General features: G+C 57.9%; 13 protein-coding genes and 2 pseudogenes. 8 read left to right on the top strand and 7 right to left on the bottom strand.

Features of this window, described 5'->3' with window-relative positions; all coding sequences use genetic code 11:
* The 5 genes from ACR3FF_RS22735 to ACR3FF_RS22715 all read right to left on the bottom strand — a co-directional run.
* A partial coding sequence (locus ACR3FF_RS22735) for a multicopper oxidase family protein (RefSeq protein WP_458190420.1) occupies positions 1-1227 on the bottom strand: 1227 nt, incomplete at its 3' end.
* Positions 1228-1312: 85 nt separating this feature from the next.
* Positions 1313-2590 carry an LVIVD repeat-containing protein gene (locus tag ACR3FF_RS22730; protein ID WP_458190419.1) on the bottom strand — a complete coding sequence of 426 codons (1278 nt, stop codon included), beginning with the start codon at positions 2588-2590 and terminating at the stop codon, positions 1313-1315.
* Positions 2591-2640: 50 nt separating this feature from the next.
* Positions 2641-3873 (bottom strand): LVIVD repeat-containing protein, encoded by a 1233-nt coding sequence (locus ACR3FF_RS22725; RefSeq protein WP_458190418.1) that lies wholly within the window; start codon positions 3871-3873, stop codon positions 2641-2643.
* Between the two features lie 2 nt (positions 3874-3875).
* The gene (locus ACR3FF_RS22720) at positions 3876-5138 is read right to left on the bottom strand and encodes an LVIVD repeat-containing protein (protein ID WP_458190417.1); all 1263 of its coding nucleotides are present in this window, start codon (positions 5136-5138) and stop codon (positions 3876-3878) included.
* Positions 5139-5717: 579 nt separating this feature from the next.
* On the bottom strand, positions 5718-6005 hold the full coding sequence (locus tag ACR3FF_RS22715; protein ID WP_458190416.1) for a HalOD1 output domain-containing protein: 288 nt from the start codon (positions 6003-6005) through the stop codon (positions 5718-5720).
* Positions 6006-6480: 475 nt separating this feature from the next.
* Here ACR3FF_RS22715 and ACR3FF_RS22710 point away from each other — a divergent pair, with 475 nt between their 5' ends.
* The 7 genes from ACR3FF_RS22710 to ACR3FF_RS22680 all read left to right on the top strand — a co-directional run bounded on the left by ACR3FF_RS22710 (position 6481) and on the right by ACR3FF_RS22680 (position 9588).
* Positions 6481-6714, top strand: coding sequence for an SWIM zinc finger family protein (locus tag ACR3FF_RS22710; protein ID WP_458190415.1), 234 nt, complete (start codon positions 6481-6483; stop codon positions 6712-6714).
* 124 nt (positions 6715-6838) lie between these two features.
* Positions 6839-7138 carry an AbrB/MazE/SpoVT family DNA-binding domain-containing protein gene (locus ACR3FF_RS22705; protein ID WP_458190414.1) on the top strand — a complete coding sequence of 100 codons (300 nt, stop codon included), beginning with the start codon at positions 6839-6841 and terminating at the stop codon, positions 7136-7138.
* The gene (locus ACR3FF_RS22700; protein ID WP_458190413.1) at positions 7135-7572 is read left to right on the top strand and encodes a type II toxin-antitoxin system VapC family toxin; all 438 of its coding nucleotides are present in this window, start codon (positions 7135-7137) and stop codon (positions 7570-7572) included. The genes ACR3FF_RS22705 and ACR3FF_RS22700 overlap by 4 nt, the downstream gene beginning before the upstream one ends.
* 32 nt (positions 7573-7604) lie before the next feature.
* Entirely contained in the window at positions 7605-7766 is a 162-nt protein-coding gene (locus tag ACR3FF_RS22695; RefSeq protein WP_458190412.1) for a hypothetical protein, read from the top strand.
* Between the two features lie 114 nt (positions 7767-7880).
* Entirely contained in the window at positions 7881-8552 is a 672-nt protein-coding gene (gene nthB / locus ACR3FF_RS22690) for a nitrile hydratase subunit beta (protein WP_458190411.1), read from the top strand.
* Positions 8549-9166 (top strand): nitrile hydratase subunit alpha, encoded by a 618-nt coding sequence (gene nthA / locus ACR3FF_RS22685; RefSeq protein ID WP_458190410.1) that lies wholly within the window; start codon positions 8549-8551, stop codon positions 9164-9166. The genes nthB and nthA overlap by 4 nt, the downstream gene beginning before the upstream one ends.
* Positions 9163-9588 carry a nitrile hydratase accessory protein gene (locus tag ACR3FF_RS22680; protein ID WP_458190409.1) on the top strand — a complete coding sequence of 142 codons (426 nt, stop codon included), beginning with the start codon at positions 9163-9165 and terminating at the stop codon, positions 9586-9588. The genes nthA and ACR3FF_RS22680 overlap by 4 nt, the downstream gene beginning before the upstream one ends.
* Positions 9589-9924: 336 nt before the next feature.
* On the opposite strand, the pseudogene ACR3FF_RS22675 reads toward ACR3FF_RS22680, so the two are convergent.
* Positions 9925-10965, bottom strand: a pseudogene (locus tag ACR3FF_RS22675) (ISH3 family transposase); the annotation flags it as partial.
* A 335-nt stretch (positions 10966-11300) separates the two neighbouring features.
* Here ACR3FF_RS22675 and ACR3FF_RS22670 point away from each other — a divergent pair.
* Positions 11301-11537: a hypothetical protein gene (locus ACR3FF_RS22670; RefSeq protein ID WP_458190408.1), complete on the top strand. Its 237-nt coding sequence runs from the start codon at positions 11301-11303 to the stop codon at positions 11535-11537.
* A gap of 56 nt (positions 11538-11593) precedes the next feature.
* Here ACR3FF_RS22670 and ACR3FF_RS22665 read toward each other — a convergent pair.
* Positions 11594-12130, bottom strand: a pseudogene (locus ACR3FF_RS22665) (ImmA/IrrE family metallo-endopeptidase); the annotation flags it as partial.
* Positions 12131-12247 lie beyond the last annotated feature (117 nt).

Below are 12247 nucleotides of genomic sequence, written 5' to 3'. Positions count from 1 at the left end.
GCAGCCGTAAGAACAGTGTCTGGATGGTAGAGAAATCTCATAATCACCCATCCAGACGCTTCCTGAGAATCTAACCCCGTCAGTCGTGACTATCCACTGACTCGATGGGAAGTACCGAATGTGGATGTCGAATCCCTCCTCGTCATCGTCGTGCCCGCCGTTCCCTCCGTCCATGTGTTGACCGCCAGTGAACGGGAACGCGGCATCGTTGGTGACGGTAAACGTCTCGCCAGTGTGGCCGGAAAAGTCGACGACGACCTCGGCCCGCTCGAACGGGGCAAGAGTCAGCGACTCGAGGTCGCCACCTGGCCCGACGGAAACGACATCCTCGAGGAACCCCTGGTCGGGAGCGAATTGGTACACGAGGGGGACATCCTCCCCGTGGTTATCGTGTCGTTCACCGTGGTTGTTCGTCAGCGCGAGGTCGAACGTCCGACCGTTCGACTGGTTGACCAGCCGGAAGCGGTATCGGCGCGGTTCGACTTCCATGTACGGCCACACGGCGCCGTTGACGACGGCTGTATCGCCTGCGAAGTTCGGCACGAACGAATGAGGGTACTGGAGGGACCCATCCGCTTCGAATCTCTTGTCTTGGAGCATCAGCGGGACGTCGTACTCACCGCTCGGAAGGTTCAGTTGCGCCTCCCGCTGGCTCTCGATGATGTAGAACCCACTCATCCCAGCATAGGTGTTCAGCCGGCTGATGCCGAGCGCGTGGTCGTGGTACGACGCGGTCATCCGGGGCTGGCGGTTCGGAAGTTCGTGAACGTGCTTGACGAACCGCGGGCCGGTGACCCCATCTGGCGACTTCCAGGCAGCTGCCTGCCCGTCACTCTGCCACTCGACGTTGAGCCCGTGCTGATGGACTACCGTTCGAACGTCTGGGACGGGGCCATCGTAGTCGTGGTAGTCCTCGGGGGAAGTGCCGACGACCCGCTCGTCGATTTCGAAGAGATGTTCCGAGGGGAGGGCGGTGTTGTCGAAGCGGAGTTTGATCCGCTCATTGCGCATTGCCTTGATGATGGGCCCTGGGACAGTCTCGTCGAAACCCCAGAACGTGGTCGCCGGGAGATCCGGGTGTACCTTCTGTTCGAATTCCCGGATCGGTATCTCGTAGTAGTCTGCGCCATCGCGTTCGCCATCCGGTTCGCGAACCGTCGGAATCGGGAGCGGTTGGACGAACATATCCAGATCCGGCGTCGATTCCGCGGCCTCTGCGCTATCCAAGGGAACTGCTCCAGTGGCACCGAAAGCCACAGCAGCCTGTAGTATCTGACGCCTCGACAGTCTGGTCTGGGTCATTCTTGTCCAATCAGCGCTCCCGTCGGCGCTTGCGGTCGTGGTGAGGAACGGAGTCCACACCGCCAAAGCTGGGTGAATCCATCCGGCCCCGATCTTCGTGGAGGAACACGAGGCCGCCACCGATATCGCTCACGACGGTGAATCCACGAGCACGGACAGCGGTCCAGAAGGACGACCCATCGGGGTCGTACTCGTAGGTTTGCCTGGGGTTCGATGGATCCGTGATGTTGTATACACGAGCACCGGCGTTGTACCACGACGTGTAGAGGCGATTTGCCGTGACGTCGAAGTTGTGGGACGTATCCGGAAAGATGCCCGGATTTCGGTCTTCGGCCTCGATTTCAGCGACCTGCCGGGGCTCATCGAAGTCACTGACATCGAAGACTGTGATACCGCCGGATTCGCCAGCGTACGTCTCTGCGCCGATATAGACGTGGTCGCCGTCGGGTGACGGCTGGACGTAGTGGGCGTTCCCGGGGGAACTGAAGACCCGTGACCAGGGGTCCCCGTCCATGCCCTTATCGGCGTTCTTGGTCTGACCGAACCAACTGACCTCGACTGGGTCTGTCGGATCGCTCACGTCGAGGATGCGGCAACCGGCGTCCCAGTACGCGAGGTAGGCGTAGCCGTCCTGAGTGTAGACGTCGTGGACGAAGTTCGTCACCGAGTCGAGCTCGGGGTGAACTTCTTCGAGAACCCACCGCGAAAGTTCTGCGGGATTCGCAGGGTCACTCACATCCACGATGATGAGTGCACTCTCGTCGAACGGAGCTTCCTTCGCGATGTACAGGATGTCGCCGACGAGATGGGCATTGTGGACTCCCTCGGGGAGCACCTGAAACGTACTGAGGTACCTCGGGTCGGTCGGGTCGTTTACATCGTAGAGGTGGGTGCCAATCTGGGCGTCCGGGTCGACGTTGGTGTCCTCGCCCGAACCGTGGTCGTGTTCGCCGCCTTGCGTGCTGACTGCGAGCAGGTCGCCATCGACCTTGACATCGGCGATACCGGTTCCCGGCGCGTCCCACATCCCTACCAGTTCCGGACGGTTTGGAGTCCGCCAGTCCACGACCGCGAAGCCGTCGCCGGTAGCGACGTACGCCCAACCGTTTTGGGTAACGACTTCGGTAGCGCCGTCGACCGCCACCTCGCTGAAGAGGCGGAGTCGGCCGTCGTTTTCGTTGTGGATATTGGGGCTGCGGGATCTCGCGACGCCGGTGAATCCGGCCGCCCCGAGCAGTCCCGCGGTCTTCAGTGCTGTTCGTCGAGTGAAGTGGTGAGTATTGTCCATGATGGAATGGGAAGAGGAATTTAGCGAGCGATACCGTTCGAGTGATTCTCTCAGCGCATCCCGGGGGAGTCGGGACGACCGGTGCCGTCGAAGCCGGGCGAGTCCATCCGGCCCCGATCTTCGTGGAGGAACACGAGACCGCCGCCGATGTCACTCGCGACGGTGAAACCGCGAGCCGCTTCCGCGCCCCAGAACGACGTGCTGTCGGTGTGGTAGCCCGCTATCGTCTCGGGGTTCGTAGGGTCACTGACATCGTGAACCGTCACACCACCGTTGTACCACGAGGCGTGCAGGCGGTTCGACGTGACGTCGAAATTGTGTGACGTCCGGAATGCATCGACGGTTGGCGGCGCGATGCGAACGAGTTTTCGCGGGTCGTCGTAGTCCGAGACATCGAAGATCGTGATGCCTCCATAGTCGTCGTTGTCGGGGGTCTCGACGAAGTCGCCAGGGAAGGTCTCCGCCCCGACGTACACGAGGTTGCCGTCGGGCGACGGCTGGACGTAGTGAGCGTTACCGGGGCGGGTCAGGTATCGCTCCACGGGGAACGAATCGCCCATCGGTGTGTCTGCCATCGGTGCGTTCCCGAACTGAGCGAGCAGTTGTGGATTGGTAGGGTCGGTCACGTCGGCGACGACCACGCCCGCGTCCCAGAACGCCTGGTAGAGGACGTCGTCCTGGACGTAGATGTCGTGACACGGACTCACGCCGCCCATGGCGAACTCGGGGAAGTCGTCCTTGAGCCGATACTCGCCGACGACCTCGGCATTCGATGGGTCGCGTACGTCGATAATGGTGGTGCGGGCCTCGCTGAATGGGGCGTCGCCGGACTCGTTGACGGTGAGGTAGGCGTAGCCGTCCGCCAGGAAATTGTTGTGGATGTGGTGACCAACGTCCACGAATCCAATTTCGGTCGGGTCGGTCGGGTCACTCACGTCCACGAGCGTGATGCCTGGCCCACCGTTGCTCGCGAGGCTCACAAGGTCGTCCTCGACCTTGGCGTCGAGGACGCTACCTGCAGGGTCAGAGGCGGTCATCGACCCGACGACTTTCGGTCGAGTCGGATTCCGCCAGTCAACGATGGCGAGACCGTTGCCCGTCGCAACGTAGGCATAGTTCCCTTGCGTGGAGACTTCGAGTGACCCGTCGACCGCCACCTCGCTGAAGAGGCGGAGCGTGTCGTCGGTTCCACTCCGCGGCATTGCGCTCGCGACGCCAGTGAACCCGGCGAAACTGAGCGCGCCGGTCGCCTTCAAAAAATCGCGTCTTCGGGAGTCGCGCATAATCATTTCCCTCCCTTCGAGGCAGCAGGCGTGACCTTGAAGACGTAGACGCCGGTGACCATGTCGGACACGACGGTGAGATCGCGCTTGGCGTTGTAGTTCGCACCCCACGCCATCGGAGCGTCGCCGAGCCAGACTGGGCCCTGCGCCTGGTCGGCCGCGTCGTCTGTTTCGTACTGGTCGACGAACGTGGGGTCGGTCGGGTCGCTAATGTCCCAGACGACCGTCCCTTCGTGGTACGCGCCGTCGACGAGCAGGGAGTTGTTCCCCTTCGAGATGATATCGTGGTTGTGCGTCGTCCAGTCGTAGGTCTCAAGTGGATCATCGCCCTGATACTCGGCGTTAGGGGACGGTGTGTATCCGATGGGCTGGGGATCTGCGACGGAGCCGTCGCCCCAGCCGATGTCGAAGATATGCTTACCGCCGGGTTTCCCATGGCCAATCTCGTCGCCGACGACGGCGATGCCACGCCCGGGGTCGTAGTTGGCGTAGTGGCAGTTCTGGAATCCTTCCTCGCCGAGCGGGACGTCCTCGTAGGTCGGCAGGCCCTCGTAACTGAAGCTCCCTGCAGTCTCTGGATTCGCGGGATCGCTGACGTCCATGATGACGTAACCGTCGAAGCCGCCGCCGATGAACGCGAGGTGTGCAAGGTCGTTCTCGGGGTCGACGACGATATCGTGCAGGTCGGCTTCCGGGCCGAAGGTGCCGATGAACGAGGTGTCAGTGGGGTCGCTCACGTTGAAAACACCCATTCCGTGGTGCTCGGTGGTGTAGACGTAGGGTTCGGTGGGGTGCGGGAACAGATTGTGGGTCGACCCCGAGTCGAGGGTTCCGAGGATGGTTGGATTCTCCGGCGTTCCATCCGCGTAGCCGTAGTCGATGATCTCGACGCCGTCGAACTCCGCGTCGCTCGTGTTTGGCTCCTGCGAACGGTAGTAGAGACCGTCGCGTCGGCCGAATTTCACATCTGCGTTCCGTACATTTGCGGACGATGGAAGTTGGTGAACCTGTGTCGGGTCAGTTGGGTTGGTGATGTCAACGAGGAAGCTACCGCCCGTCCCGAAGAAGCTCCCCGTGAGAGCATACTGACCGTCACTGCGAACGTCTCCCTCAGTGTAGCCGCCTGGTGGATCACTGAGCAGGGAGTGACCGAGCTTCCTTATGCGTCCTTTCGCCGGCTTTCCGCTTGCTGCTGTCATCCCTGAACTCCCGATTACGGCCGTGCTGCTCAGCAGTGTGAGCAGTTTTCTCCGTGTCGTTTTCATATGCAACCACCATATTATTCGTTCAATATGGATTAGTTAATTGGACCCTGTAGTATATGTGAACGGAATGGAGGTTCGAAAAGCATTTTATTGTCCCATATTTCACGCTTATAATATTAACTAAATGAAAAATAATTGTAAAGTTTGAAACTCTGCACAGGAAGGTCATCTGTGATCCCTTGGAGAGACGATTTTTTGTGATTGGCTCGAGAGTTTATAACCGTTGTCCGTTACTCAAAATTGGAATCCGTTGGGCGGTGGGGAGGAGTCCATCACAAACCGATTTGGGTCAGCCTCTGTCGAATCAGTACTGATGTGACGTTTGTCCCCCGGCCATCATCAGCGGTCACAAACTCACCACTGCAAGGCGGATTCGCGTCGAGACACTCTGATGTGGGTCGTTAAGCGACGCAGATGAGACGTGATATTTTTCCATCAAGCCATTTTCTCATTCGACTACCGGTGCATTGGTGTACTCGGTCTTCCGCTCACTGTACGACGGTAGTAGTTCGCTCGGTCGTCTCACCGGTTGCCGGTCCTTCAGCAACCAGTATAACAAGTACGCAGAACAAGCCCCTGTTAGTCGAGTGACTCAACCGTGATGCTATGACCAGCGGCCACCGTTACCCACTGGCCAGCATAGCGAAAGCGAACCTCGCCATTGGTTCGCTCTGTTTCGCCCGCCGTAATAGTGAACAAATTTACAAGCGCGTCTGGGTCGAGGACATCGTAAAGTGGTGGTAAGTCGTCGCGCTCTTGTTCAGTTTGTGCATGAACCGCCTCGATAATACTCACCGATAGTGGTGGTGAGTCGGATGCTTGTGGATTCGATTCAGCCTTCGGTTGTGTAGTAAATGGTTTTGTCATTTACTTACCTATTCTGGGTCTCATCACGTTGGCCGCGGCCACCCCCGTCACGACAGCACTGGTGATTGATCGGTTGCTCGAGGCGCCAATACGTATCGATAGCTCTGGGGGTGAGTTTGAAGGTCTACTGCATCTTCTCCAGTGATCGGACGGTATCTGACATGATCCACGCCGTCTCATTATCCGGTTCTTCGATACAGATCGCAAAAAATGAATCACGACCCTCATCGACAGTAATTCGGTACCCACTAGTTGCTAATTCTAAACCTTCGTCAAAAGGTGATTCAACTGTCGTCACACGTGCCCTCAGAGCCAGCAATAAATAACAACCGTGTTTTGAAACAAATGCTACCCAAGGATTCTTTTCACGGACGATATTTTTCTTTGATAAATATGCCAGATAACAACCCCCGAACTCATCGACGTCACCAATGAGAGCCCCGAAAACCCCGCAGCCCACCAATAGATGGTCTCCATGGACGACGTGACCGAGGACCTGATGGCCTGTACGTGTCCGCACCACGACCACCGAAATGCCCTCTGCAAGCACATGGCCGCCGTCGAGAGCGCAACCGACGACAGGACGCTTGACGCTTTCCCCTCGGAAAACGACAACGATGCCGAACCAGACAACTGCGACTGTGACGGCCTCGGTGGCTTCCCGTGCTGGCCGTGCGTGCGAACGGGACGGGAGGAACTGCCGAACTGACCACGGTTTCAGTTCTTTTCAATCAAGTAGGCATGTAGTACCGAATGAGTGTATGTGGATATTATTGTATTACTCTAAATTCGTATTACAAAGATTCAAGTATTTCGATGACCACTTATTACATATGAGCGACGCTGAAGACGGGACCACCGTCACTGTTACGAGCAAGGGACAGGCGACGATTCCGAAACAATACCGTGACAAGCTCCACATCGACACACCAGGACGAGTTCGATTCGTCGAAAATGAAGAGGGAGAAGTCGTGATTCGACCAGTAAAACGTCCATCTGAGATTCGAGGCGCACTTGCACCGTCCGAAGCCGACGAAGGTGAGCAGTCGGCCTCTGAATTGCTCCGAGAAGAGCGAGAGCAAGACAAACGGAAGCAAGAGAAAAAGCATGGGTTGTCGGAGACCGATGAATGAAGGTACTATTTGACGCCGAACCACTCATCGCGTTTGCTTTCGATGAGCCTGGAGCAGACGAAGTTGAAGACTATCTTGATCGGGTGTACGATGGTGAAATCGACGGATACGTCACGACCATCAACCTCGCAGAATTTCGCTACATAGCGGCTCGTCTGAGTTCACCAGAGAGAGCGGACGCCCATATCGGGGACCTCAAAGCAATGGGTGTAGTCGAATACAAGATTGATGGACTGTGGGAATTCGCATCGGAGCTAAAAGCTGTGTATAGTCCGTCGATTGGAGATGCGTATGCCGTTGCTGCCGCCAATGAGAGCGACAATAATGAGGGTAACGTAAGGCTCCTCGTTGGTGCTGACGACGACTATGATGTATTCGAGGCGGATGAAGGATTTGAACACCTGATTGAACGCTTCCGAAATAAACCAGCCTGAATCATTTTCACCGGAACGCTTTCTGTAAACACATGGCCGCCGTCGAGAACGCAACCGACGACAGGACGCTTGACGCCTTCCCTTCGGAAGATAACGAAGACGATTTCGAACCAGTGGACTACGACTGTGACGGCCTCGGTGACTTCCCGTGCTGGCCCTGCGTGAAGACTGAGCGGAAGGAACTACCGAACTAGTCACCGCTTCAGTCTTTTTTGAGGCCGCGGAAGTCGAGATAGCTATCGAACGGCGAGAATGGTCCTTGTTACCGATTGGATAAGGATTTTCCCCGCCGACATCGAGGAGGGGTTATGGACGGCATCCACGATCTCGGTGGGATGGACGGGTTCGACGACTTCCCACCGGACGAACCCGACGATGCGTCGCCGTTTCACCAAGACTGGGAGGGACGCGTCTACGCACTGTTCGTCGCCGGTATCGCCAGCGGTGCGTTCAATCTGGACGAGTTCCGCTACGCGCTCGAACAGCACAACCCCGAATTTTATCTGGAGAAACCGTACTACGAGCGCTGGCTCACAGGCATTGAGTCGCTCCTCCTCGACGCTGGCGTCGTCGACCGTGACGAACTCGCAGACCGAGTAGCAGCGTTCGAGCGTGGGGAGGCCGAGAACTCCGACGAACCCGGTCCGTCGCTGGACGAGCTCGCTGAGGGAGTCGCTGAGGTCTACCAATCGGAACGTGAACCGAAAGACCCCGTTTTTGAACCCGGTGAAGAGGTCGAGGTCCGTAATAATCATCCGAAGGGCCACACCCGGTGTCCGAGGTACATTCGCGGCGTCCGAGGAACGATTCAGGCCCACCGGGGAACTCACGTCCTGCCGGACGCGAGCGCCCACGGCAAGGACCGCGCGGAACCACTCTACAACGTCAAATTCGACGCCGCCGACCTCTGGGGTGCCGACCACACCGATGCCGACGCCGTCCACATCGAACTCTGGGAAAGCTACCTTATCGAACCATGACCGACACATCCAATTCCAGCACCGAGACGAACGACCTTCGTGACCACGACCCCGAGGCCCGAGCCAGGGCACTCCAATCACTGCTGACCGAGAAGGGGTTGTTGAGCGCCGATGCCGTAGACGACGTGATTTCCACGTATGAGGAGGAGGTCGGCCCGTTAATCGGCGCGAAAGTAGTCGCGCGGGCTTGGACCGACCCTGAGTTCAAAGAGCGCCTTCTCGAAAACGGAATCGGGGCAGTGGCCCAACTCGACGTGGAGGTCAGCGACGAAGTGATGGAACTGCGAGTCGTCGAAAACACACCCACGACGCACAATCTCGTGGTGTGTACGCTCTGTTCGTGCTATCCGTGGGCGGTTCTCGGACTCCCGCCGACTTGGTACAAAACGCCGGCTTACCGCTCGCGGGCCGTCGACGAACCTCGGACGCTGCTCCGCGAGGAGTTCGAGACCGAGATTCCCGACGACATCGAGTTGGAAGTGTGGGACAGTAACTCCGAAATTCGGTATATGGTGTTACCTCAGCGACCACCCGGAACCGATCAGCTGAACGAGACCGAACTCCAGAACCTCGTGACGCGCAACGCCATGTTAGGGGTGGAGCGGCTCGTATGACTGCTTCCACGCCAGAGCCCGGAGACGACGCACCGACGTTCGACGCCCCGTGGCAGGCCCGTGCGTTCGCCCTCGCCGTTGCTCTCACTGACGAACATGCCGATGAGACCCTCACGTGGCAGGAGTTCCAGACCCGCCTCGTCGAGGAAGTGAACGCCGACCGGGAGGACGGCGAACCGGAGGCGGTCTACTATCGCCAGTGGCTAACCGCGCTCGAACGGTCACTGATCGAACGGGAGATTCTCGACTACGGCGATCTCACGGCCCGCGTCGCGGCGTTCGAAAACGGTGCCCGAGACGGCCACGAGTTCGTCGAGGGGGATCCCCACGCCCACGCAGACCGCCTGCCAGACGGCCACGCCGAAGGAATTCATCATGACCACGGAACTACCGCGAATAACGGCGATAGCCAGCGACACTAAGGTTCAGGTCACAATCTTCTAATCGTGTTGATTCCGGGTTTCGGACGTGATCGTGTAGACGTATTAGGCCTACGAGCATGAACGGGTTAGCAGCCCGTTGGGATTCCGATTGAGTCGTCGGGAGAGAGTTCACAGTCTAATGGAACAGACTCAGTACTTCACAGCGCATCCTCGGCTAACTGTTTCTGAAGACTGAGTTCTGTGTCGGAGCGATTGCACTGACAGTCTCGACGAGAGAATCAGGGACGAATCGAAGGAGAGCCGTCGCTGTCGGCGGCGGTCTGCCGCCGACGCGACAGCGTCACCACTCACACCGCAGGCTAGCCCGGTCGGGAACTACCGGGTAAACCGGTCGTCCGGTGGTCGGTTCGCGGGGACGGCCCGACGCGTCGCGAGGGCCGTCCACGCTGCCCGTCGGACCATATTGATGAACTCCTTGAACGACCACTGCCAGAGGCGACGCCCCCCGCGGCGGGGCGTCGCCACGTACTCCCAGTGCAGATACCGCCAGACGTTCTGTAACAGCAAGCTCACCACGACGTACAACAGCCGTATGACGGGATTTTGTGTTGAGGTCGTCGCAATACTTTGCTCGGAGAGTCGATAGCTGGCCTCGATACCGAAGCGTTTCGCGTAGTGGTATCGAGCGTCTCGTGGCGTGTCGATAAACGGCGCGTCAGCGGCGTAGCCGTGACGCGCCACACCGTGTTCATCGTACCGCCCGTTCTGGTAGGTACAGTCGATGTATACGGGAAACTCGACGGTCCAGCTGTGACCGTCGAGTTTCGCCGTCAGACTGTGTTGAATCACGCGACTCCAGCCTTCCGAGAGTTCTTGCTTGATCGTCCGTCCCCAGCGGACGATCGGCATCACGTAGGCGTGGTTGTGTGCCTGAAGCAGCGTCAAACACTTGCTATCGTAGAATTCGTGGTCAAGGTAGACGGCCTTGACACCGAGGTCAAGGCCGTCAAGGATGCCAAGAAACTTTGCGAGGACGCCGCTGGCGGTGTCACCGTCGGTAAGACGGCGCACCGCCAGTGTGTAGCGTTTGTTCTTCACACGCGCATAGAGTGTGGCGTAGGTGTGGAACGCGGTCGTTCCACGCTTCGCTTGCGAGTGATAGAGGCCGTCGGTGTCGTCTTCGTCGCCATAATAGGGCCGCAGGTGGAGGTCAGCGACGACCTCCACCTGCTCGGGGAGGATGTCGAAAATGTCCTTCTGGAGGAGCGTGTTACCAATTTGTTCGATCGTCTCCAGGTCGAACTTGGTGCGAAGATGGTAGAGAACTGAGTTTTCGTGAGGTGCATCTTCGCTGTTCTCACAGAGCGTCGAGACCGAAGTCCCGTCGGCGCACGCGCCGGCGAGGACCTCGTAGATACGAGCGATTAGTGAAATCATTTGAGTAGTGCGTGTTTAGACGGTGACTATCGGTTAGTATATGATACTAACTAATGAGCGCATAGTACGCCGCAACTCGTCTTTGTGAGCTAGCGTTTCGTTTCACTTCCGCACCGGTTGGCTGAACTCTTTATTCATCGCCTTCGAAGAGGAACCTGCAGTCACTGTAACCCAGTGTACGGCGTGGCTCCTGTGCCCCTACCCATCCTGTCACGCCGTGTATTTCCCTTACATCATCAGACCACTAATGAGGCGAGCGTGTGTCATCTTGTCCCAAGGATTTACGTCGTTAGTCAGTGTCTTTGAGCACATCGATGATTTCGAATCGGCAATCATCACTCACATCACTTGCGCAAGAATCGCTCGAGACACTCGCAAACGCACTGCCGAGTGAGGGAGAGCTCACGTACGAGCAAGCGTACGCAACCCTCAAAGACCGTGAGGAGCTTGCGCAGCCAGCGGCCGAAGATATCATCGAACGACTCTACATGCGTGGCCACATCTACGAAGTCGAAGGAAAGATTCGGCTGACGGATTATCGACCTGAATAGCGAGCATTGGTCGGTGATAAAGCCACATCCGGCACTCGAGTTCGACGGTTCTACACTTACTCGCGTCTCGTTTCGACTATCTCGATAAGCTTCGCTGCCGTGGTCCGGATTCGTCCAAGTCGATCTTGAATTGTGTCTGCATCATCGTCTTGCCATGCTGCGAGGTAGAATGCTGAGCCACTCGTATCTAATCCGACGTACCGCCCAACAATGTACGCGACGGCTTCTGCCTCGATTTCGCGTTCCGCTCGTTCACATTCATCGTCGATATCGAAGTGCAGCAGTGCGTGCGCGTATTCGTGGATCAGGGTCACAGCGAGATCCGCCTGATTCGCCCGTGCTTTCACTTCGACGATGGGCTGGAGGTCGTACAGACTCCGCTGTTTGCAGACACCCTTTGCCTTGCCGTGTTCCCAGTCGTCAGCGTCGACGATGCGAACCGTCACACCGAGCTCATCGGCTGCATCTTGAAGAGTAGGAACGAGATTTTCAGCATTGCCCGTTGCTTCGGTCTCCAATTCGGGAAGTGGTTCACCCTCCGTCTGAGACACATCGAAAACAGCCGTGGGTTTGAATCCGACGAGTCCTTTCGACCGGCCGTGTTTAATCGCCTGAAGGGAGTGGAATCTCCTGTTCTGCGGCCTTCTTGATGTTGTAGACGGCACACATCAGTGCAAGTTCACGAAATTCTCGGTACCAGGTACGCGCTC

Source organism: Haladaptatus ordinarius (genome assembly GCF_054177595.1).
The sequence above is the reverse complement of the archived record's forward strand: the minus strand, read 5'-3'. Positions and strand labels throughout refer to the sequence as shown.